At 46.1% G+C, this 23,218-nt stretch carries 23 protein-coding genes; 10 read left to right on the top strand and 13 right to left on the bottom strand.

The features are described 5' to 3' along the window. Positions 1-81: 81 nt before the first annotated feature. Positions 82-843, bottom strand: coding sequence for a type I methionyl aminopeptidase (map, locus tag ACYVGO_RS25195; RefSeq protein ID WP_460971641.1), 762 nt, complete (start codon positions 841-843; stop codon positions 82-84). 452 nt (positions 844-1,295) lie between these two features. Between map and ACYVGO_RS25190 the strand changes: the two genes are divergently transcribed. Continuing rightward, entirely contained in the window at positions 1,296-2,534 is a 1,239-nt protein-coding gene (locus ACYVGO_RS25190; protein ID WP_460971640.1) for an ice-binding family protein, read from the top strand. Positions 2,535-2,587: 53 nt separating this feature from the next. After that, positions 2,588-2,731: a lasso RiPP family leader peptide-containing protein gene (locus tag ACYVGO_RS25185; RefSeq protein WP_142773219.1), complete on the top strand. Its 144-nt coding sequence runs from the start codon at positions 2,588-2,590 to the stop codon at positions 2,729-2,731. Positions 2,732-2,868: 137 nt separating this feature from the next. On the opposite strand, the gene ACYVGO_RS25180 is transcribed toward ACYVGO_RS25185, so the two are convergent. After that, positions 2,869-3,324, bottom strand: a complete 456-nt coding sequence (locus ACYVGO_RS25180; RefSeq protein ID WP_460971639.1) for a hypothetical protein — start codon at positions 3,322-3,324, stop codon at positions 2,869-2,871. Between the two features lie 714 nt (positions 3,325-4,038). Beyond that, on the bottom strand, positions 4,039-4,599 hold the full coding sequence (locus ACYVGO_RS25175) for a hypothetical protein (RefSeq protein ID WP_460971638.1): 561 nt from the start codon (positions 4,597-4,599) through the stop codon (positions 4,039-4,041). A gap of 338 nt (positions 4,600-4,937) precedes the next feature. On the opposite strand from ACYVGO_RS25175, the gene ACYVGO_RS25170 reads away from it, so the two are divergent. From ACYVGO_RS25170 to ACYVGO_RS25150, 5 genes are all read left to right on the top strand, one after another. Next, positions 4,938-5,339, top strand: a complete 402-nt coding sequence (locus ACYVGO_RS25170; RefSeq protein ID WP_142773223.1) for a LytTR family DNA-binding domain-containing protein — start codon at positions 4,938-4,940, stop codon at positions 5,337-5,339. A 275-nt stretch (positions 5,340-5,614) separates the two neighbouring features. Further along, positions 5,615-6,349 carry a GAF domain-containing protein gene (locus ACYVGO_RS25165; protein WP_460971637.1) on the top strand — a complete coding sequence of 245 codons (735 nt, stop codon included), beginning with the start codon at positions 5,615-5,617 and terminating at the stop codon, positions 6,347-6,349. Positions 6,350-6,417: 68 nt separating this feature from the next. Then, a complete protein-coding gene (locus ACYVGO_RS25160) occupies positions 6,418-6,906 on the top strand; it encodes a response regulator (protein WP_460971636.1) in 489 nt (162 codons plus the stop codon). A 159-nt stretch (positions 6,907-7,065) separates the two neighbouring features. Continuing rightward, complete coding sequence (locus ACYVGO_RS25155; RefSeq protein WP_142773226.1) at positions 7,066-7,287, top strand: hypothetical protein; 222 nt, start codon at positions 7,066-7,068, stop codon at positions 7,285-7,287. Positions 7,288-7,713: 426 nt separating this feature from the next. Continuing rightward, positions 7,714-8,355 (top strand): hypothetical protein, encoded by a 642-nt coding sequence (locus ACYVGO_RS25150; RefSeq protein WP_460971635.1) that lies wholly within the window; start codon positions 7,714-7,716, stop codon positions 8,353-8,355. 68 nt (positions 8,356-8,423) lie between these two features. On the opposite strand, the gene ACYVGO_RS25145 is transcribed toward ACYVGO_RS25150, so the two are convergent. From ACYVGO_RS25145 to ACYVGO_RS25130, 4 genes are all read right to left on the bottom strand, one after another. After that, positions 8,424-9,392, bottom strand: a complete 969-nt coding sequence (locus ACYVGO_RS25145) for an alpha/beta hydrolase family protein (RefSeq protein ID WP_142773228.1) — start codon at positions 9,390-9,392, stop codon at positions 8,424-8,426. A gap of 100 nt (positions 9,393-9,492) precedes the next feature. Next, the gene (locus ACYVGO_RS25140) at positions 9,493-10,158 is read right to left on the bottom strand and encodes an SdpI family protein (protein WP_460971634.1); all 666 of its coding nucleotides are present in this window, start codon (positions 10,156-10,158) and stop codon (positions 9,493-9,495) included. Positions 10,159-10,170: 12 nt separating this feature from the next. Then, positions 10,171-10,467, bottom strand: a complete 297-nt coding sequence (locus ACYVGO_RS25135) for an autorepressor SdpR family transcription factor (RefSeq protein ID WP_142773230.1) — start codon at positions 10,465-10,467, stop codon at positions 10,171-10,173. Positions 10,468-10,593: 126 nt separating this feature from the next. After that, a complete protein-coding gene (locus ACYVGO_RS25130; RefSeq protein ID WP_460971633.1) occupies positions 10,594-11,091 on the bottom strand; it encodes a DUF421 domain-containing protein in 498 nt (165 codons plus the stop codon). Between the two features lie 228 nt (positions 11,092-11,319). Between ACYVGO_RS25130 and ACYVGO_RS25125 the strand changes: the two genes are divergently transcribed. Next, positions 11,320-11,877, top strand: coding sequence for a DUF6580 family putative transport protein (locus ACYVGO_RS25125; RefSeq protein WP_142773232.1), 558 nt, complete (start codon positions 11,320-11,322; stop codon positions 11,875-11,877). Between the two features lie 131 nt (positions 11,878-12,008). Here the strand turns inward: ACYVGO_RS25125 and ACYVGO_RS25120 are convergent, their stop codons facing one another. The 3 genes from ACYVGO_RS25120 to ACYVGO_RS25110 form a co-directional block, all read right to left on the bottom strand. Beyond that, a complete protein-coding gene (locus ACYVGO_RS25120; RefSeq protein WP_460971632.1) occupies positions 12,009-14,654 on the bottom strand; it encodes an MGH1-like glycoside hydrolase domain-containing protein in 2,646 nt (881 codons plus the stop codon). Positions 14,655-14,736: 82 nt separating this feature from the next. Continuing rightward, complete coding sequence (locus tag ACYVGO_RS25115; RefSeq protein WP_142773234.1) at positions 14,737-15,546, bottom strand: glucose 1-dehydrogenase; 810 nt, start codon at positions 15,544-15,546, stop codon at positions 14,737-14,739. Positions 15,547-15,751: 205 nt separating this feature from the next. Next, a complete protein-coding gene (locus ACYVGO_RS25110; protein WP_460971631.1) occupies positions 15,752-17,014 on the bottom strand; it encodes a lactate 2-monooxygenase in 1,263 nt (420 codons plus the stop codon). Positions 17,015-17,525: 511 nt separating this feature from the next. On the opposite strand from ACYVGO_RS25110, the gene ACYVGO_RS25105 reads away from it, so the two are divergent. Further along, positions 17,526-18,131: a T9SS type A sorting domain-containing protein gene (locus ACYVGO_RS25105; RefSeq protein WP_142773236.1), complete on the top strand. Its 606-nt coding sequence runs from the start codon at positions 17,526-17,528 to the stop codon at positions 18,129-18,131. Positions 18,132-18,286: 155 nt separating this feature from the next. Here the strand turns inward: ACYVGO_RS25105 and ACYVGO_RS25100 are convergent, their stop codons facing one another. After that, positions 18,287-18,757 carry a response regulator gene (locus ACYVGO_RS25100; RefSeq protein ID WP_142773237.1) on the bottom strand — a complete coding sequence of 157 codons (471 nt, stop codon included), beginning with the start codon at positions 18,755-18,757 and terminating at the stop codon, positions 18,287-18,289. A 423-nt stretch (positions 18,758-19,180) separates the two neighbouring features. On the opposite strand from ACYVGO_RS25100, the gene ACYVGO_RS25095 reads away from it, so the two are divergent. Next, complete coding sequence (locus tag ACYVGO_RS25095) at positions 19,181-19,588, top strand: hypothetical protein (RefSeq protein WP_142773238.1); 408 nt, start codon at positions 19,181-19,183, stop codon at positions 19,586-19,588. Between the two features lie 83 nt (positions 19,589-19,671). On the opposite strand, the gene ACYVGO_RS25090 is transcribed toward ACYVGO_RS25095, so the two are convergent. Both ACYVGO_RS25090 and ACYVGO_RS25085 read right to left on the bottom strand, forming a co-directional pair. Next, positions 19,672-20,124 carry an FKBP-type peptidyl-prolyl cis-trans isomerase gene (locus ACYVGO_RS25090; protein WP_142773239.1) on the bottom strand — a complete coding sequence of 151 codons (453 nt, stop codon included), beginning with the start codon at positions 20,122-20,124 and terminating at the stop codon, positions 19,672-19,674. 211 nt (positions 20,125-20,335) lie between these two features. Continuing rightward, positions 20,336-23,212 carry a PQQ-dependent sugar dehydrogenase gene (locus tag ACYVGO_RS25085; RefSeq protein ID WP_460971630.1) on the bottom strand — a complete coding sequence of 959 codons (2,877 nt, stop codon included), beginning with the start codon at positions 23,210-23,212 and terminating at the stop codon, positions 20,336-20,338. Positions 23,213-23,218 lie beyond the last annotated feature (6 nt).

Here is a 23,218-nt window from a genome sequence, read left to right as displayed (position 1 = left end):
AAGCTTTCTTAACAGCTACTAGCTAAGATAAAGCTCCTGTACAGGGGATTTATGGTAGGTGGTGATGAGCTAATCGAGACGTTACTCCCATAATTGATTCGCAGCGGTCAGAATGATCGGTTGCTGATCGGTAACGATGATCGTCTGTTCATGCTGCACGGCAAAACTGTCCTTCGCAATTAAGGTCCAACCATCCCCCTTTTCATGCGCATAGGTGGCTTTGGTGGATAAAAACGTTTCGATTGCTACAACCGAATGCTTTCGAAACCGGGTTTTATTAGACCGATCATAATAGCATAGAATCTCAAGTGGTTCTTCATGCAGGCTCCGACCTATGCCGTGCCCAGCCAGATTCCTGATGACCCGATACCCACTTCGCCTGGCTTCCGTTTCAATTAGGCGCCCAATCTCAGCAAGTTGTACCCCTGCTCGGATGCGGCTAATGGCTTTGGCCAGGATTCGCTTTGAGGCTTCTACTAACGCACCATGCTGATGAATATCCTGCCCCAACACGAACGATCCACCATTGTCTGACCAATAGCCATTTAGTTCGGCAGATACATCAATATTGACTAAGTCCCCTTCCTGAAGAAGCCGGTTCGCAGCGGGAATGCCGTGACAAACCTCATCGTTTAAACTGATACAGGTCCAACCGGGAAAGCCATAGGTGAGCTTAGGGGCCGATCGGGCACCCTGCTCTTCCAGCAGTTGCCGCCCATATTGATCCAACTCAAACGTCGACATCCCTGGTCGGGCATATTGTTGCATGTGTTTCAGGGTTGCGCCAACTAGTTGGCTAATCTGCTGCATTCCCCTCAGGTCCTCTTCAGATTTCAATGACATTACTTTGTAGTTCTGGTTGTATAGACTGACTAAAACAGAAAACTGCATTTCCAGGGGAAAGTAAACTCTGCTGATTCAACTCTATTCCCTGCAATGAGTGATCTGGCTTGTTTAAGTTGGTAAAGTACCATCATTTTTGATGTAACCTGTCAATTTTACTGAATTCTTCACCGGTAATTACTTATAGCCTGAGTAAAATAGGGTAGCCTGTAAAAAGTATCGCAAAAAACTAGTTGACTTAATCTCCTGTAAAAAGCCTATCTAATGGAGTGAAGGCACTTTAAGCCCAACCAACGGCGACAATAGTCTAGCAATCCTATACTTGGGATTTTACAATACTTTTGGTTACTGAATTTTTATTTTTGTTTAATTTTTTTTAACCATTTTAAAATATATATAAACTAAATTACTATCTTTCTGTTATTAACTTATATTTCATAATCTATACCATTATGTCCAAAACAGTACTTCTTAGTCTAATATGTATTGCAGTATTAGCTTTTCAGCGAATTAGTTTTGCTCAAGCGCCCAATCTGGGAACATCTGCCAGTTACGCGTTATTTACCGTAGCCGGAGCATTTACCAATACAGGCGCGTCAATCGTGCGGGGAGATATCGGGACCAACGTCGGGGCTTTAACTGGGTTTCCACCAGGAACAGTTACGGGTCAGACCAACGTAGCCAATGCTACGTCAGCCCAGGTAGCTACTGATGTTTCCAGCGCTTATACGGCCCTGACCAATGTAGCCTGCGCGTCGGCCGTTAGCCCTAGCCTGGGCGGGCTGACCCTTACGCCCGGCGTGTATTGCCAGAGTGGCCCTGCCGGCGCGTCAACCCTGTCGGGAAATCTGACCCTGGATGCGCAGGGCAATGCCAACGCAGTGTTTATCATTAAGTTAACTGGAGCGTTAAGCACCGCAACGGGCTCAGGAATCCTGCTCACCAATGGAGCCTCCTTTGCCAATGTGTATTTTCAAGTCGATGGAGCAGTCAATCTTGGCCTTAATTCGTTGTTTAGAGGGACGATCCTGGCAAATGGAGCCATTAGCTTACTGGCCGGGGCTGCCCTGGAAGGTAGAGGACTTTCCATTGCCGGAGCCATTAATCTAAATACGAACCGCGTGTCTAATTCACCGGCCTTTGCCCTGCCTGTTGCTCTGGTCTCTTTCACGGCAACTGCTCAGGCGAATCATACGGTTGATCTAAGCTGGATAACATCGCTTGAAACCAACAACAGAGGGTTTCAACTGGAGCGCAGTAAGGATCTGACACTGTTCGAGACAATTGGCGAAATCAGCGTTGAATCCGCCAATAGCAACTCCCTGAAGACCTACCATTTCCTGGATCAGGCTCCCTACCAGGGAACGAGCTATTACCGGTTACGGCAAACCGATTTGAGCGGTAAAGTCACACTCTACCCCGCCATTTCGGTGATCCTTCGCGAGGAGGCCTATGGGGCATTTCCCAATCCAATTGTGAGTGATGGCCGCTTTACGCTTCGATTGGATGAGCCCGAAACCGCCCTGGTTAGCTTCTATGGGCTGGATGGTCGTTTGCAGCCCGTTTTAAAAACGGGCACTCAGGGAGGAAATCTGTTACTGAAGGCATCGGATAAGCTCTCCAGTGGCGTGTACATTCTGAAAGTCGAAGAACGGGGCCAGACCCGCCAGCATCGGATCGTTGTCCAATAAATTCGTTTGGATGCTGAATCAGGCATCAAATTCACCGTTAATTTTCCTGACAGATGAAATTAAAATCTAAAACTATATCGACTGGTCCGGCTAAAAAGGCCTACCAAACACCCAAACTTACGGGACTGGGTAACGTAAAAAAACTCACCCTGAAAACGGGTTCAAACGTGGATGGATTTGGCGGCACGTTCGTTTAAGAAACTTCCTTTCGTTTGCAATTGGTTGTGTATCAAAACACCAGGCCCTTTGGTCTGGTGTTTTTTTCGGTATGTAAGGCTATGGCGTGCCGTTAGATTCCAATCACATCGTTCTCGTTACAATCAATAGTCTATTATCAACGGGAGATATGCCCAGGCGGAATCTCTTCCATGGCTTTTGTCCAGCTTGAGGTAATTTTACTATCTAATGTACGACTATACATACTGGCGGCATAAGTCGCTGTAAGTCTCGTTCGAACCGGACGGTTTACGACATACTCAACCCAGCCCCCATTGTATCTGAGCACTAAAAAGAGCTCTTTCTGGTAGGATCGCCAGATGGCCCCCTGCCCATCCACAAGGCCCCAGACTGATTTTTTAGCAATCAATTTCCGCTTTATCTGCGCATACTGAACTACTAAATACTTACTCAACACACCCCTCGATTCAATGGAAGTAATTTGATTCGTGGTATGGGATGTATCCTGTTGCTTATTGATATCCTGGCTATGGTAGAGGAGTCTCCATTGGGCACTCACTGGCTTACCAAACAAGCAAGCCAGTACTAAAAATAAGTACACTCGTGCATTCATGGTATAACTGATTAACACCCGAAAAATAGCGCAATTACAGCAAGGCCAAGAAGTTGTTTAAATTATAATCCAATTAACTTTATTTAACTCACATCACAGATTGATCACTTCTAGTTTTCATATACTTGCATCGATAAAGGCACAAACTGAAATAGGCTATCATTGGTATAGCTCAACAGTGACCTATGATTCCGTTACATCAACTGATTTTCCTAGTTATACGTATCGAAATGCCACGTTAAAGCTTGGTTTTAACATTTTCGTTGGCAACTAAGTAAGCTTATACACAACCTGGAAAATTTCTACAGACGCACTTTAACATCTGTTACATCGAACGGAAGTGGGCTCAGGTTCATATACTCCATACCAGGAAATGTGAGAAGGTATCCACTTACTGTAACGTTCAACCTGTCTTTTGCAAAGGCCACTGGCAAATTACAACTACTAAGCGGTGCTGACGTCCCCGCTCGACTAATCTGGAAGCTAATGACAGGTGTGTTTGGTGACGTAACGGCAATTATCGTGGCCGGAACATGGTTGATAAATTGAGTGGTGCGTGTCAGTGTTCTACCAGCATATGTACAGGACGACACCGAAGGATCAACTTTATTTCTGTCGCAACTGATACTAACACTTAGTACTAGAAGCAGACTCAGGCTGTATTTCATAACTGGTTCATCTTTGAGGTAGACCCTGTCCATTGATGTCCAGTCACTAACGGTCGGGGAAGGGAACCGTGATGGTGTCCGTTTCGATTTCATTACTGCTGGTTAAGGCCCGATCCCGAAGTTGAATTCGGTACTTTATCAGGTAGTTTCTGTAGCTGTTGGTGTATTGATAGGTTTGCCTAAAGTCAATAGTCCCCTCAATGGGTTCCTTCTTTCCTTCGCGGCCCAGCTGAGGAAAAAATAAGGCATTATCCTCTCTACTAGGGATCTCCTTAAACTGATTATCTTCGAGTCTAAATGTCTTAATCCTGTAACTTCCCCAGCCCCCTGCTTGCAGGTAACGAGCCGTATCAGCAGCACTAATTGGAAGGTTGTCGCCCAAGTCTCCGTCCCCATCCTTGAAGCCTATCGTGATCACCAGAGAGTCTCGCTTCTGTTGCCCTACACCTGCCCCTGTCCCAAGCGAGTACCGACTAATCCCTTTAAATTCAATTTGTGGCGTGGTTGAATAGCTGGGCTCATTGACACAATTTGAAGCACCCAGACTTACGAATAGAATAACCCCGTAGCAGATTACAATCAAGCTTGGTATGCGTACATTTTTCATCTGGTAAACGTTAGTTTTCAGTTAAAAATGATCAACTCTGCATAAGGACTCAATCTGGTTAAAAAAGGTTGTAAACTGTACCCTTAGCAACTAAAAAACCTAGTGTTCGTATAGATATAGTTAACGAAAAACTGGAACTTGTCTAAACGTACCCTCTCCATCTCTCATCCTAATGGCTTCTTCAGTTACTACCCAGCAACGATCTAAAAAATTATTGGAGTACCATAAGATATTATGTTACCAATTAAAGAAAATTAAAAACAATTAAAAAATTATTATTATACTTAAGCCTAAATTAGAATACTTTTAGTTTTCCACCCCTATCAATCATACCTACAATGAAACAATTAAACGCAGCCCAGGTACAACACAAGTTTGATCCTCAACAGATTATGTATTTAGTCGGGGATGTGAATTACTGTACGATCTATCTCCTGAATGGAAAGGCGATCTTATCGAGCAGAACCTTAAAATGGTATAGTGATCGCTGGCCCCAGTTTATTCGGAATCACAAGGCCCATTTAATTAATCCACAGCATGTTCATAGCTGTATTGTGCTTTCCTCCATCGATGCCCACTTAATTATGCGAAATGGCGCTCGCCTTCAAATTAGCCGACGGCGGATATACGGAGTTACCAAGCAGCTAGGTCTTGAGCTACCCAAGAAATGCTGTACGAGTACACATCTGCTTAAACCAGAATGGAATTCCTTTGTACCAGCGCATATCAAGGTTGCCTAACCTGATATCCAGAAGAATAGACGATGTGAATTCGGGTTTGTACATAGCTAGTGTAGCCTTTACAACCCGAATTCACATTGATTAACTTGTTGAGTGCCCCATAGCGCTCAGTTAAAAAAGTAATCGGTTACGCTGCTTTTGACGCTGTCAGGCAAATTGGTCTATTCAACGTTACACACCGTATAGCCGATGCAAATAGGCAGTTTTTACGGGCCTGAATGAGTAGAGTCTTGTAAATCCTACGTAGTTTTTACCATAATCTGGCTGAATAAACCATGCAAATTCCTCCCCCTCCCCCAGAGGAAACTAACCGAATAGATGCCCTTCGAAGTTACGAGATTCTTGATTCATTGCCCGAACCGGATTATGACGAACTAACTACGCTTGCTTCCGAAATTTGCCAAACGCCCATTTCATTAATCAGCCTGATTGATGACGATCGGCAGTGGTTTAAATCTAATCTTGGCCTTACGGTACGCGAAACACCGCGAGAATTTGCGTTTTGTGCGCATGGAATTCTCAATCCAACGGAACTGTTAATTGTTCCTGATTCTCGGAAAGATGTGCGTTTTATGGGCAATCCTTTAGTAACGGGCGATCCCCATGTGATTTTTTATGCGGGCGTTCCTCTGATAAATGAGGATGGTTATGCGCTGGGCTCTTTGTGTGTGATTGATCATACGCCTAAGCAGTTAACGGAAAACCAGTTAAGCTCGTTAAAAATTCTGGCCAAACAGGTTGTCAACTTACTGGAGCTCAGAAGAACCAATAAAGCCCTGACAACTCTTAAAAGATTGTTAGAACAACGAAATACTGAGTTAGAGCAGATAGCGGCTATTGCCAGGGATGAGGTCAGACCGCAGGTTCTTCAACTCCATGAAACGATTCTTCACCTGATAACGGAGTCGATCAACCCAAACCCCGACACAATCAGGCCGCTACTCAAGGATACCATCAAAACGGTGCGTGCCATAGAGGACGGTTTAAATCGAATGCAGCAACTGGATTAATGGATACAAAATGGGTTGGACTAGTAGTGCTCTGGCCAACTAGATTCTGTTGACGCCCCCAGTTGTGCATGCGTAAAAGAGTAGCTATATTGCTTACCAAGCTCCCCGTACCAATGCCATACCACTATTCAATCCTTCTTGTGGACGACGATCCGCATCTGATTGAGTTGTTAAATCATGCCGCACAGCAGGTTTTTCCCGAAGCCTCGTTTTTTCAGGTAACCAGCGCTGCTGAAGCCATCGCCTATATTGAAACCCTGGAAGGGTACGGACCACGATTGGTTTTACTAGACCTTAACTTAAGTTCCGCGGATAACGGCCTACACTTTTTATCATTTTTACGAGCGAATGAAAACACGCGTTTTCTGCCCGTTGTTATCCTCACTGTAAGCAACTTATATGGTGACATTGAAAACTCATATGCATTAGGCGTTTCTGCCTTTACCATCAAACCTACGCGCCTGGATGAATGGGTCGACTATATAAGAAATTTGCGAAATTATTGGTTTGATACGGTTACTCTACCCGCAATTGTCTTTAACAAAAATCGGCGTTAAGAACAAGCCTGTTATGAACTACTGATGAGATACCACTATCCGTCCATACAGTCATTATCAGACAAATTCATTAATATTTGATTAATTCATTACCTCAAAAGCTAACCGATTTGGCTTGATTCGAGTTATATGGTAACTCACGTTTAATCAAGACTCAAAATGGCTCAAATCTCCCCCTTTTATACCCTTCAGCAATTAGTTTATCATACCAATGACAACTGCCCTCAGGGGCTACGCATTCCTGCTATCGACCAGCGGCTTGGTAGGGGCGGAAAAGTAGACTGTTTGTGCTGTCGGTATTTGAATAAAATGCAGACCAAGAAAACCGCTGGCTCGCGTATGCTGAGACGGCTTGTTTCTGCCGCTGCGCCTATGGCCTAATGTTGTGCAGACAACCACTTCCAAACAAGCCAAACGCCTGACTAAAGATTTAGTCAGGCGTTTGGCTTTACTATGCGTCCGTTTATAATAAACCCGCTGTAACACTTACCCGGAATGCTATAATACAGGCGTCCCACCGAAAAGCTCCGGTTCTCTTTGCTACGATCAATATCCTGATTTCCCTTTCGCTGCGCCAGATTGCTGTCAGGGAATACGACCTGGATGACCCTGATCAGAGAGTTGTACAACCAATTTACCAGCTGTTTCATTTTATTAGCCTATTTCTCGTTATGCTGAAATTAGTTGATTGAATCGCTAAATTTGGTGTATAAAATTAAATTATTTCTGGAAATTCTACTAACTTAATTCTTGCCTGTTAGTTATGTCGTAATATGATCCTCTTTACTAATTGTTGTGACAAACAAGATGACCATTACTCCATTTGAAACCAATCTCTATCAGCACCTTGCTCCGTTTTTCGCCGAGCACGGATTTACCTTGCTGCCAGAAAAAAAACAGTTTCGGCGCATCAATACCAGCGGGTTTCAGAATATTATTCTATCCTCTGTTTTTTGTGTGGATGATACTATGCTGGATGTTAATTTTGGGGCCAGGAACGACCAGATTGAACAAATTGCCCAGCAATTTCTGAACAATCAACCTGATTTCCGGCTCGACGCCAATACGTTTCTCCTGTCGGTTGCCCGATTTAGCGGCTTTAAGTCTTCCCGGTATAAGATTCATTCCGGAGAAGCTCTTTCGGACGTTTGTGAGAAAATCGAATTGTTTTTCAACAAACAGGGATTCGATTTTCTCGATTCGGCCTCTATCCTATCCACCCTCGATCTACTGCTGAACGAAAGCCCTAATCAGCCTTGTCAATTCGTTTATAACCAAACCCATCGCTGTTACAAAGGCCTGATTGCCGCCCGGCTAAATCACAATCCCCACTTCGAAGGGTTAGTAGATAGTTACCGCCATTTGCTGATTCGTCTGACCCAAAACCCGTACGAGCAGTTGCATTTCGAGCGGCTGATTGCGTATCTGCAACACTACTCTGCTAATTAGGTATTGGTCATTGCGTTAGTAGTCGATTAAACCATCAGATTAAGAACCAGTAACTAATAACCTGTCTACTAATTGTTCACAAATTGGGCAATTGTCTCAACCAGCCCAGGCGTAAGTGGCAATTCAGGATTATTGTAGGTTTTAATATTTTCAGCCCGATCCAGGGGCGCATTTTTGAAAATGTGATTCATCCGATTAATCAGCGCCAGTGTCGCATCTGGCCGGGCTGCTTTCAATAGTTCAGCTTCGCTGGTAGCTACCTGAATATCATTCTTCCCATTAATCAGCAGAACTGGCCCATTGAATTTTTTGATTTCAACGCTGGGGTCATATTTCATCCAGGAAATCAGGCCCGGTTGCATTTTTGCGTTGAACATGGTTTGCAGGAACGGATTCACCCGTTGAACGCGATACCCTTCCTTAAGCGAGTCGAGAATTACGGATGCTAACGAACGAAGTGTGTCTGGCAGAGCCGTTTGAAACTGCACCTTCATGACATCGGCAATATTCCGGCCAGCCCCTGCAATTGAAATATACTTAGCCACTTTCGTCTGCTTTGCCGCCAGCATACCCACCAATGAGCCCTCTGAATGGCCTGCTACGATCACTTTAGAAAATCGCTTATCAGCCTGTAATTGCTGAATAAACCCAACAGCATCGCTTACATAATAGTCAAATCGGTGTTTATCTGTGCTGATTGCAGCAACGGCTGACTTCAGATTAGTGCCCGAATAGCGCTTGTCGTAGCGGGCAACGGCTATTCCCTGTCGAACCAGACTATCGGCCAGCATTTTAAAGGCATTTGTCTTAAATCCGTACGTACTGTTACAATCGCGATCGGTCGGGCCTGAACCGGCAATGAGTAGCACCACTGGCACCGCTTTTTTCACCTTATCGGGCACCGTAAGCGTACCATCGAGTGTAAGATCGGCCCCAGCTGGCTCAATGACTTTGTAATGAATAGGCTCCTCGGTCTGGCCAAATGTGGTCAAATTAGCAGACAGGAATAGAAAGACGATAGGGAGGAAATGATTCATAGCTGTTTGATAATTAACAAATTAGTATGATTTGATACTATTGATTCTTTTTCGTAGCTAAAGCATCTAACGAAACGTTAATGACACACCGCAGGAGCAATCAATTAAGTTGATGTCTTTTTTCCTGCTGGGAATAAATGTAGGAATACACAACGGGTATGAGTACGGTAAGCATTGTGACGCCTAGTACACAACCTACTTTATACGACATTGGAACAACCAGAGCCAGCACCGCACTTAATAATCCACCTGCTACCATTAGTCGTCCACCCAGACGGTGCGTTTTACGCCAGACAGTTTCATTTCCTATTGTCCAGGGAGTGCGGATACCTACAAACCAATTGGGCTTTATCGAGGTAAGGTAATTTCCCATTCCTGCTAACATTAATCCAACCAGTGCAAGTATTACGCTAGTAGAAAATTTAGTATCTGCCGGATGACCAGCCATATAGAATAACCAGATCATCATGGCCGCAAACAGAAGCGTAACAGCAAAACGTAGTTTCTGATAGTTTGACGACATTTGTAGCTGTCCTCTAAGATCAAGAGCTGGCAGGAATCGGAGAACCAGATAAAGAAATACAGATAAGCCTCCAATTAATAAAGCAGCTGTTTCTTTCCGTTGCCAGTCGTTTGGATTCCCCTGTAAGTCAAAGTGTGTGGCAATTTCAGCAGGAAGCTGATTCCAGACAATTCCCAGATACACTAGCGGAGATAGCATAAGGACTACCATTAGTAGCTCGGCAGATGTAGAATTCGTTTTCATTTGAGTAGGTGTTTACAGGTTTTGATTCGGTGTTTTCTCAGAAATTGGCGCATCCGTTTTCTGAAAGCTGATCAACCAGGCCAGCAGATCGTCGAGAACGGTGGTGTTGAGGGTATAATTGATAAACTGCCCCTGTTTAGTGGCTTCTACCAGACCGGCCTGCCGGAGTAGATCAAGGTGGTGCGAAATACTGGGCTTGGTCATATCGAACCGCTCGGCAATCTCACCGGCGTTTAGGTCGCCCCCGCGCAACAGGTCCAGTATCTGCCGACGGGTCGGGTCATTTAGGGCTTTAAAGAGGTTGTTCATTTGTCTATCATTAAATAGTTAGACAAATATCTAATTAATCATTTAGACAACTATCTAATTAATAATAAACGGAGATTTAAAAGGATAAACGGCCTTATTTCATGATGAATGATAAAAGAGCTGAGTTTATGTTTTAATGATACTAATATTACCACTACCTTCTATATAGCAGGCTCTCACCTGTACCAGGTCATCCACGCCCTGCTCCCGAAGCATGCCCGTTAATTCTGAGGCTGTAATTAATTCTTTTTTCATATTCTGACGTTGCATAACGCCGTTTTTAATCAGCAAAACAGGATCTGGCTCCCCTATTTTGCTGAAGAAAACCGATCGATAGCCAAGCCAGTTAATGGCATAATCCCAGAAGACCAGTACGCCCACCAGAACAAACCCCTCCGTAATTGAGGTATACTCCCCCGCCATCGAGTTTTGTGATGCATCTGAAATAAGGGTGATGAGCAATAAATCGCTAATACCAAGCTGGCCAGCCCCACGTCTGAAAAATCGGATATAGGCAAAACAGAACCAATAAGTGAGTGTACCCCGAATTAAGATTTCCCAGAGTGACATACTAGGCGTAACCATTTTTCCCCAATCAATATCGACAAGCAGTAAGGCAGTCATAATGTGTTTCCAGATAGATAGTACTGACCGTATGAACTCAATACCAGGGTAGTAGTTTACGCAACGATCATCTTTATTAACGGGATGTGCATTGGGCTTGGCTGTATCTGTTTATGGAGTTACCTTTGTCAAACGTATATCGCCTTCGCTCGCATCCAGTATCAGTTGAACCGTTATTCTACTGAAGGCAGTCGTACATAAGTCAATACATCAATCGCTGATTTTACCATGAAGCCGCTTCAAATTCGTTTACTCACGCTTACCACCCTTGTTCTAGCTACTGCTTTGTTCCGTTTAGTCCCACACTGGCCTAATTTTACGCCCATAGCGGCTCTGGCATTATTCGGCGCGGCTACCTTTGAACGGAAATGGTTAGGGCTGGCGGCTCCGCTGGCGGCTATGTTACTGAGTGATTCTCTCATCGGTTTTCATGGGAGCATGGGGGCCGTGTACATCAGCTTCGCTCTAACCTGGTTGCTCGGTCTGTGGGCGGTCCGTCGCCCGAATCTGCAACAGCCTGCAGCCGGACGCATCGCCATTGCTTCGATTACGTCTTCGGTATTGTTTTTTCTGATCACCAATTTTGCCGTTTGGTATGGTAGCTCGTTCTATCCGCAAACAGCAGCGGGACTGATGACTTGCTATGCGGCAGGTCTGGCTTTCTATAATGGAACGTCGTTTTTCCTGAATGGCGTCTTTGGCGACCTGTTTTTCAGCGGTTTGTTATTCGGTAGTTACTACCTGCTTCAACAACGGTTCCTGGTGCTTCGTCCAGCACGTCGGTAATTGACGTACGTACCGCCTGGTTTAAAGGGTACAAAAGGAGCGCGATATACATAAAAACCGCGCTCCTTTTGTACCCTTTAAACCAGGCGGCTTACCGATCACGTTACGTTGGTTTCTTCTAACCGACGCCATCATTCCGTTTTATACTTCCGGCTAATTAACTCCGCAACTAAGCCCGTCCAGCCCGTTTGGTGACTGGCACCTACGCCCCGACCATTATCGCCATCAAAATATTCATAAAACAGGATGTAATCTCTAAACTCAGGGTCCTGGTATTTGGGGTGTTGTCCAAATGAAGGTCGCTGGCCGTTAGCATCAACAGTAAAAAGACTGATCAGTCGGTTAGTTAGTTCCTGCGCTACCGTTTTAAGGGTTACCTGCTGACCTGATCCAATCGGGTATTCAACCGTAAAGGCATCCCCAAAATAGTCGTAAAACCGCGTTAGGCTTTCCACTAATAAATAGTTGGTAGGCATCCAGACAGGCCCACGCCAGTTACTATTGCCCCCAAACATATCGCTATCACTTTCGGCGGGTGTATAGGTAAGCCGAAATGTGGTATTCTCTAAGGTAAATTCGTAGGGATGATCCCGATAGACTTTTGATACGGCCCGAATGCCGTGTGGACTCAGGAATTCATTCTCATCCAGCATCTTACACAAGAGTGATTTAAGTCTGAAACCCCGCAACAGACTAAGCAGTCGCTTTTCCTCCTGGCCCGTTTCGGTATAACGGGATACCTGATGATACAGATCTGGCCGGTGGCTCTGGAACCAGATCATCCGTTTCAGGAAAGCAGGGTTTGCCCGCATCAATTCATCATCCAGCACCTCAACCGCAAACATCGGAATAAGCCCTACCAACGTTCGTACCCGCATCCGCTGAACACTGCCATCATTTAATCGAAGCTGGTCATAAAAAAAGGCATCTTCATCGTCCCACAAGCCCACGTTGGTTTGGCCCATATTGGTAATGGCACCGGCGATGTACAGAAAATGATCGAAGAACTTGGTAGCCATTTCGTCGTAAACCGAGTCGTGTCGGGCCAATTCGAGTGCGATCCGCATCATATTCAGTGCATACATCGCCATCCAGCTGGTACCATCGGCCTGCTCCAGATGGCTTCCGTCCGGAAACTGGGTGTTCCGGTCAAAAACACCGATATTATCTAATCCCAGAAACCCGCCTTCAAAAATATTATTCCCTACCTCATCTTTACGGTTTACCCACCAGGTAAAGTTGAGCATGAGTTTGTGGAAAATACCCCGCAAAAACGTCAGATCTTCTTCACCGGGTGGCTTGCGCTCCAGTTCGATGTGATAGATCCGCCAGGCGGCCCAGGCCTGTACGGGAGGGTTCACATCGGAAAAATTCCATTCGTAGGCAGGCAATTGACCATTAGGATGCATAAACCACTCGTTAGTCAGCATCATTAATTGCTGCTTGGCAAAGCCGGGATCAACCAGCGATAGCGTAACGCAATGAAATGCCCAGTCCCAGGCGGCATACCAGGGATACTCCCATGTATCGGGCATTGAAATAACCCCAGCATTGATAAGCTGTAGCCAGGTGTGGTTTCGTCCCTGTGCCCGTTCGGGCGGGGGTGGCGGATGGTTTTTATCGCCAGCTAACCACCGCGATACATCGTAATAATAATATTGCTTGCTCCAGAGCATCCCGGCAAATGCCTGCCGCTGTACCCGTTTCTCATCCAGGGTAGCCTCGGCGGGCTGGACGTGCGCATAAAACTTGTCAGCTTCCGCCTTCCGCTGGCTTATGATCTGATCAAAATCCACAAAAGGAGCAACAGAATCAATCTCACTGATGCTGGGGGCTTCAAGTCGAAGCCGGATCGTTGTAGAGTCGCCCGGTTCAATGGCCAATTGGTAGTGCGCAGCTGCTTTAGTGCCTACCTGAGCAGGATTGACCGTTGAAGCACCCTGCACGACATGGTCATTGATGCCATCTTTTGGATAGGGCGATCCGGAATGGATGTTGTACAGCCGAACCATATTCGTTTCGTTCTCACAAAACAACCAGTCTGGTTTTCCTTCGGCGTGGAGCACATACCGACCTAAATCTGAGTCCTCAACAGACACGGTTCCATTAGGTTGCAGGACCAGTGAAGGTCGGTAATTGGGAACTCCGTCGGAGTCGTCGCCAAACGCCCATGTATTTCGGAACCAGAGTGTGGGCAGGAGGTGGATTGTAGCCGCTTCTGGACCGCGATTATACACGGTCACGGTCATCAATATATCTTTCGGTCCGGCTTTGGCGTACTCCACAAATACGTCGAAATACCGGTCTTCATCGAAAAGGCCGGTATCGAGCAGTTCAAATTCGGGGTCCAGACGGGTTCTACGGCCGTTTTCGTTGATGAGCCATTGATAGGGATAGGCAGCCTGTGGGTATTTATAGAGCATCCGCTGATACGAATGCGTTGGCGTGTTGTCCAGGTAATAATAGAGCTCCTTAACATCTTCGCCATGATTTCCCTCGCTGTTCGTCAGGCCAAAATAGCGTTCCTTCAGAATCGGGTCCTTTCCATTCCAGAGGGCCAGCGCAAGGCACAATTGCTGCCTGTCGTCCGAAATACCCGCAATCCCTTCTTCGCCCCAGCGATAGGTGTAGCTACGGGCTATATCGTGTGTTGTGTAATTCCAGGCATCGCCATTGGAACTATAATCTTCACGTACGGTACCCCACTGACGATCGGAGACATAAGGTCCCCACTGCCGCCAGGCAGGATCTTCTAAGCGGTGTTGTTCGATTATCATAGAGTTTAATGGATAATGAATAATGGATAATATAGAACTACCGACTGCAATCAATTCTTCATTATTCATTATTCATTTTAATTCACCCCCCCGTTGCAAATCCTTCAAATACGGTCATGCCGCCATCGATGAAGATGCTGGCACCAGTAATGTAGTCTGATTGGTCGGAAGAGAGAAACACGGCGAGATTCCCAATATCCTGGGGCTGGCCAATTCGGTTATAAGGAATTAAGGTCATCAGGCCGTTTAGTGCCTGAGGGGTTTCCCAGGCCGCCCGGTTGATGGGTGTTTGAATGGCACCGGGGCAAATGCTGTTGACCCGAATCTTCCGATCACCATATTCCTGCGCCAGCGACTGCATCAACATTTTTACCCCACCTTTTGAGGTCGCGTAATTAACATGTCCGGCCCAGGGAATTAATTCATGCACGGAGCTCATACAGATGATTTTTCCGGTGGCTGCTGATACAGCCGGGCGTGGTCCACGGCGCAAAAACTCCCGTATGGCCTCGCGAGCGCACAGGAACTGGCCTGTCAGGTTAACACCAATCACGGTATTCCACTGATCGAGGGTCATTTCATCAAACTTCGCATCGCGCTGAAGCCCCGCATTATTGATTAATATATCGACTGTGCCGTATTGAGCTACCACGTCGGCAAATAAGTTGATTACCTGGTCTTCCTTGCTAACATCACACTGGGCCACCATGCCTGCACCGCCTGCATCGGTAATTTCTTTCAATACAGCATCAGCTGCCGGCTTTGTGGCCTCAACAGGATAATTTACCACAACAGTAGCTCCGGCAGCCGCCAGCGACTTGGCGACCCCCGCTCCGATTCCACTGCTGGCGCCGGTGATAATTGCAATTTGTCCCTTTAATACCTGATCCATACCTTTTAAAGAAGTGTTTGTTTATGGTAAGTCAGGGCAGATACAATTGTTTTAAAGGTCTACTTGATCGAGTAACCATTAATTGGTTTCTGTCAGACTTGCCAGCGGCAAACTACAAACGATTTATGGATTATTGCCATATTGGACCTTCCTGACAGTATCAGATTAAATGAATTTAATAGGCCAGGCACAGTGCCGCTGAGTTTTAAACGGGGCGGAGACAGTCCGGATTAAGTTCAGCCAGGCTCTTGTAGCCGCTAAGTCCCAGCGTCAATTCCAGGTCGGCCAGCAGATTACGAATTACGGTCTCTACCCCTTCTTGTCCACCCAAGGCAAGACCATACACGTAAGGACGACCCAGGCAAACGGCTTTCGCGCCTAGTGCCAGCGCCTTAATCACATCGGCACCACCTCGTATTCCACTGTCCAGGAGTATTGGCAGTTGCCCATTAACAGCGGCAACTACGCCTGGAAGGGCTTCGATAGCACTGATTGATCCATCGACCTGTCGCCCACCATGAGTAGAAACGATGACGCCATTCATACCGTAGTCGACCGCTTTACGTGCATCATCGGGGTGTAAAATACCTTTGAGCAAAATGGGCAAGCTGGTTTGTTCACGAAGAAACGCCAGGTCGACCCAGGTTAGGGCGGGATTACTATAAATACCTGAAAACAGCGAAATGGCACCCATTGCGCGTCCAGAACGCAGGTTTTTCAGAAAAGAGCCTGTTGGATACCGGCGAACAGCGCCTATCAGATGCCGGAGTGTAGTTGCTGTTACCGACGGGCGAGCCGTTGGTGGCTGTTGTAGAAAGTCGTCCAGTAATTGTTGAAAAACTGGATCAGAGGTATACTGAGCTAGCCCCTTCCCATGCAGAAATGGTAAATGGCCTAGCGCAAGATCCTGCGTCCGCCAGCCAAGCATAGTCGTATCCAGTGTCAGCACGATTGCCCGGCAGCCACAGGCTTCGGCCCGATTGACAAAACTCGTCACTAAATCACGGGAGCGACTCCAGTAGAGCTGAAACAAGCGCATTTGTTCACCCATTACTGCCGAACATGCTTCCATTGATACCGATGCCTGATTTGAAAAAATGTAAGGCACCCCGGTGGTTACCGTTGCGCGCGCCACTGCCAGATCGGCTAGCGGGTGCGCCATTTCCAGTACCCCTATGGGAGCCAGTAAAAGTGGTGAGGGTAGCTGTTGGCCCAATAGTTCAATACGTAGATCAGGGTTCTCGACGTTTCGGAGCATACGTGGCACAATCTGCCAATGCTCAAAACCCTGTCTGTTGGCAACCACTGTTTGTTCGTTCCCGGCTCCACCCAAGATATAGGCGGTTGCCTCAGGTGTCATTTTTCGAACAGCAGCTTGTTCCAGTTGAATTGAGTTAGCTGGGATCGCAGGGATTTTCCCCGCAAATCCATCCAGGTAAATTTTCCGTTGCCAGTGTAAAGCCCGCATTGGTAGTAAAAGATAAAGAAGCTACGTTTAACAATCAGGGCCAACCTCACAAATAGTACTATTCTCATAAAAACCCTATAGTTTTCAGAGGAACACTATTTTCCGGGTAATGGTATTTTACAATAAAAAAACTATCTCTTCCAAAGAGATTTTGTTCAGAACCTTCTATTCGTTGTGTACAAAAAGAGGTATTTACCTTCTTTTCTACTTGGTTTTATGGCGCATTGGTTGTTCTACTACTTAACTGATTTTAGACAAATTGAATAATTGGACTAAAAAATAGTCTTACAAATGCAACAAGTCCTATATTTTACAATTATTAGAAAAATACAATTCATACGCCATTTATAGGGACTTGTTGTACTTTTCCAATAAACGACCTACTATACTAATAGCAAATTGTATTTTAAGATGAATATTCAGCCATAACGAGCTTTAGAGAGCCTACCCTATTGCATTAAATCGTGTTTACCCCACACCTTTGTGACGGTTAAAACAAAATTTCAAACCAATGAAAAAAATCCGTTTATCAATCGCTGTACTTTTGTCAGTATGGAGTCTGGCTGGCACAGGAGTTGCCAATGCCGACAATGGTTCAGGAATGGGTGGTGTGAAAGTTGAGAAGTCCGAGCAAAAGAAAGTACGTGTTTATACAAAGCCGGGGACGCCCGTTGACTTAGCACTCATTGATGCTGAAGGCAACGTACTCTACCGGGGAGTTATCTCCAAAAATAACCAGAAGGCAACTTCGTTCAACCTGAACAACCTGCCCGATGGCCAGTATTTTCTGACGGCTGGTAGTAACGCCTGGTGGATGTCGCAAGGGATTACAATCAAAGCCAACTCGGTAGCTATCGACGAACGTAACCTGCAACAAGTGGCTGAGCCCACGCTTACAGCTTACGAAAAGAATAAAATCGAAGTTGTGCTGCCCTCTAAAAACGTCGAAGAATCGACAGTAGCGATCTATGATACCCAGAACGTACTGGTGCAAGTAGATACATTCAAAGGTTCGACCCGTCGTTTCGATTTATCTGGCTTACCTTCTGGCGCTTACACGTTTGTGGTTGGCCCAAATCAGAAGCAATTTGCTACCCGTATCGACATTCAGCACTAAGCTGTTTGTTTAGTTCAGTAACTAGCCGCTAGGCCTGTTCATTACACTTCTCATTTTAGTGGTCAGTCTTTTCGGACAAGCCTGACCGCACCCCTGATTCCGCCCGCTGCCTTTGTACAAAGGCAGCGGGCTTTTTTATGGTAATGAGTAATTAACTAAGTGCACGTCTCTCTTGCTCTATAAATGGGTAGCGTAACTATGTTGAACCAATACTCGTTTAATGTATGAAAATGAAGTTCCCATTCGGTTAGACTTGCAGGCTTGACCAGTAAAGAATGAGCGCCCGCTAAGTAGACTTTTTCAACAAGACCTGCCTCTTGCTGACTACTCAAAACTACGACGGGAAGAAGCGGATAACGGGAACGTATTTCCGTTAACAAGGCAAGTCCGTTTGAGAGTTGGGGAAGTAAAAGGGCTTGAAGTACTAACCACGGAAAAGCTCGGGGTTCGGCAGCCGAATACCCTAAAAAGGAAAGAGCGTCCTCCGGGTTGTCAGCAAAAATGGGTTCGGCCTGAGGAATCTTTGCACGTAGGCAATAGCCGATCAACAGTTGGTGATCTTTATTACTCTCGACCACTAAGATCGGGAAAACATTCTTCTGATGAAGTCGCTGGTCGGGGTCCATTAATAAGCTGAACTAATTGATTACGTAGTTGATTCGGGCATAAACTAGAGTGAATAACAGGTAGCTGATGGTAAAAACTATCAAGATTAAATAAGAATTCTGAAGGAAATCTGAAGAAGATTTTCTTCAGATAACACTATCCCACTGGCCAACAGAAAAAAAATTTCAGATTCCCGATTAAGGATGAATAAGGTTCTGTAGAGGACGATTATAATCAACAGTTAAGCCTATTAGCCTAACATAACCAACTAATCATCTAATATACATCTGAACTGGATGAATCGGTAGTAGCAGGTTCCGCGTTTTAGTATTTTGACCGTTCGGTCAAAAGTTCAGCCTTAGTCACAAAGTAGTGACTTATTTTACAAGTAAAGTCCTACAACCATCCAGTTAACTTGGACTCATGCCGAATTCAATCCACGTATGGAAGATTTTACTCCTGATCAACGTATTAGCATTACAAAAGGCTACTGCAGCATGGCTCAGGCCCTGAACGAGTATCAGGTTTTACATTGGTCAGAACTCTCACATGAGCAGCATTTAGACCTTAATGCTTACCAGAATAGTTTGCTTAATCGGGCTCAGGACCTTCAGTTGCAGGTTAGCCGTCCCGCCTTTGCAAATGTAGCCGATATGGCTACTAGTGTGCTACATGCAACAACGGACGCTCAGGCTGGTCTAAAACATATCAATAATCTGACTGTTGCGCTGAATATAGGTGCTATCACGGTTGCCCTTGCTGCGTACGTTGCCCGCGCTAATCTACGAGGTATCCAAACCGCCCTGCGCGAATTGAGTGATTTACTAACGCTGGAAAATAAAGTGGAGTAGGTGGAGTGTGTGCAGTAGGTGAACGGACTCCGTCAACTCACTGCATACACTCCACCTACTCCACGAGTAACTTACTCCACGACTTACAAAATCAATCCAGAAGGCGACTTTACACCCACAAGTTCAACTTCGAATGTAAGTTGCTGGCCCGCCAGCGGATGGTTTGCATCCAACGTAACATTCGTATCCGTAAGATCGCGAACAATAACCGGGATGGGACGGGGGTTACCATCTTCGTGCATATTGAGGGTCATTCCTACTTCAAGTGGAATATCATCCGGTATATCTGTCCGATTTAGGGTGAAAATCATTTCTTCATTGGCAGGGCCATACGCATCCTCTACAGGAATGTTGATGGTTTTCTTTTCACCCTGATTCATTCCCGCCACACCTTCATCGAATCCTTTAATCACCTGGCCGCTCCCTACTGTAAATTCCAGGGGTGTACGACCTTCTGATGAATCAAATATAGTTCCATCGGTTAGAGTTCCTGTATAATGCACCTGAACGGTGTCACCAGATTTTGCTTGTGCCATAAAACAAGTGGTTTGTTGTAAACGCTGATACAAAAATACCGGAACTTCCGACAAGAGTTTGCTTTTGCGTTAATTTTTACCAACTCGATCCTGACCTTAAAAGTTTACACCAATTTGTGTTAATAGTTAACGATTTGAAGTTACCTGAAGCGTACACAATAGGCATTTCAAGCAACTTCAAACCTCAGACTTCAAATCGCAAACTTACAGACTATTGACTCATGGCTTCCATAAACTTGATCCCCGCCAGGGTCATAAGCGGTTGAATCGACTTCGCTTTATCGTTTTTAAAAACTAAATAAACGTCATGAATCCCTTCAGTATCTTTAAGAGCCATCTTCACAGAGGGCGCTGGTCTCCTGAACCGATTAGGCGTTGGTGCTGCCGGAGCTGCGCCTGGTGTTGCGGTCGTACTGGCGGGTGGCGTAGCGGATTCCATCTGCGCCATAAGTTTTGCCATATCAACCTCGGGCGCTAATTCAACAGTTGCTTCGCCAATGAGTGGGCCAGTAGGCGAATTTAAATGGGCTTCAATCGTACCACCAGCGCTGCCTTCGCGTCGTTGAGCGGAGGCACCAAAGTCTAACTGCTTAATGCCCGTCAGATCTAACCGATGAAAACCAATATAACTATTCGCGTAGGGAATTACGTTCATGCCTTTCCCCATACCCCGTGCTTTCAATTCAGCTCCGTGTACAACTGCGGCATCCGACGCATTCATTTGCGGACTATGCAATACAATCATTCGTTCGGAGGTTTGTGTTGGAACAGTTTTGGCACCCCGGTCTGTATAGGCAGCCCGCACCAGTACGGAGCCCTGCCCATTGTCTCCTTCAGGCAATCTCACGCTATAACTCCCTTGCATGGGCAACGAGCTAAAGGTCTTCTCATTCACATTCAGAATGTATTTCACAATGACCTCAGCATCGGACTCTGACATAGCCGGGTGCCCAGGCATGGCCACATCGCCCCATACACCCACGCCCCCATTGCGAATTTTCTTGACTAACTGATTCGTTGCACTAGCATTGCCTTTGTATTTGGTTGCAATTGCGGTAAACATCGGCCCAACCGATTTAGTATTGACCTGATGGCAAACTTTGCAATCGCTCTGGCTAATAAGGGTTTGAGCCACAGCATATTGCGTGGATGCATCAACGCTCCGCTGGCTTTGCATGACTTCGGCATAATCGAAACCTTCTGAGGTGTAGTCAATACTTACTGCCACTTTTTCGGGTGTAATTTTACCGCTGCTCAGAGTTCCGTCCTCCTTATCATCCACATTCACTGCGTACCGAATTGGTTGGTTAGGAAAGAAAAACGTTTTATTGCTGGTCAGATTCACCGCTACTTCGGGCGGCTCATTCCCGGCAATGATCTTCACCGATTTACTATTGGATGCTCCCTTCGCATCCGTCACCGTCAACGTAGCGGTATACACGCCTGCCTTATCAAAACTAACGGCCGGATCGGCAATACTAAACACCTTTGGTGCAACTCCGGGAGCCGTTACTTTCCACTGATAGGTAAGTTTATCACCATCAAAATCCTTAGTTCCGTTGGCTAACAGTGTTAGCTTAAGTGGTATGGTTCCCCCTTTTTTACTAGTCGAAGCTTCGACAATTGGTTTTCGGTTACCGCCGTTATATTCAATCCGAACCAGCTTGGCGTTGTCGCTTTTACGGAACCAGTTGCTGCCGTACTCCAATGTATAGAGATCACCGTCGGGGCCAAACTTCATATCAATTGGCTCAACGGGATGGTAGTTTGGCAATACGCGCTCCATGGATTTATAGTTACCCTCTGCATCCATTGTAACGGCCATAATCCAGCCCCGCGAGAAGTCAGTAATGATCCATTTGTTCTCGTAATACGCAGGCCAGGGTCGTTTAGCTCCTTTGAAATCGGACTGGTGATAAACCGGCCCACCCGTAGCAGAACGCGATCCGGTTCCCACCAAAGGAAACTCCTCCGACACGCCATATGGGTAATAAATAAACGAAGGAGCAACCGGTGGTAATTCTTTCAGACCCGTATTGTTGGGTGAATTATTAATCGGCTTTTTCGGATCTTTTTTCTCCAGCGGCTTCTTCTCCCCATAATCATACACCGGAAATGCCTGCATGTTGCCTACAAACCAGGGCCAGCCAAAATTACCCGGCTTGCGGGCCTGGTTCAACTCGTCATAACCGCGGGGGCCAATCTCCGAATCGGAGGTGGCATCCGGACCAACTTCGCCCCAGTAGACGTAGCCAGTCTTGCTGTCGATTGAAATTCGCCAGGCATTCCGATGTCCCATCGAGTAAATCTCTGGGCGAGTCTTAGTGGTTCCCTTTGGAAACAGGTTCCCCTCGGGAACGGTATACGTACCATTCGCTTCGGGGTGAATACGAAGAATTTTACCGCGTAGATCATCTGTGTTTCCAGCATGTCCCTGATCGTCCCAGCTACTACGACCGGGGCGCTCGTCGGTTTGTGCGGCCTGCTGGTTGCCGGTATTGTTCCCTACGGTCAGGTACAGATTACCCGCCCGGTCCCAGGTCATACCCCCACCTGTATGGCAGCAAACTTCGCGCTGGGTTGGTACTTCGATTAACACTTTCTCCGATTTCTCGACCAGCTTGTCGTTAATTAGATCCCAACGGGTCAGAATATGTTTTTTCTCGGTTGGGTGTGCATAGTACAAATACACCCAATGGTTTTTCTCGAAGTTCGGATCGAGGCTCAACCCCATTAAGCCTTCCTCAGCTTCAGACACTCTACCTTCTGCCGATGTGTATTTCGTATTGACCGGAATCGTAGCGATCAGCTCAACCGTTTTAGTAACTGGATCATATTTTTTGAAGCCTCCTTTCCGCTCAATGATGTAGGCAGTACCGTCTTTCAGTACGTCGAATGTCATGGGTTCATCGAGATCATCAGCCACGATTACGGGCGTAAATCGGCTATCATCAGGCTTTTGCGACGGGGAGTCATCCTGCACCACGAAGGATGCCAATCCAAGCACCAGTACCGTATGCAATGCTATTGACAAGGGCAGATGCCGCAGGAAAGCCCTTTTTTTAGGAATACGTTTTGGTCGTATCATATCGAC

This window comes from Spirosoma migulaei, from assembly GCF_054776855.1.
This window is presented reverse-complemented; position numbering and strand designations above follow the sequence as displayed.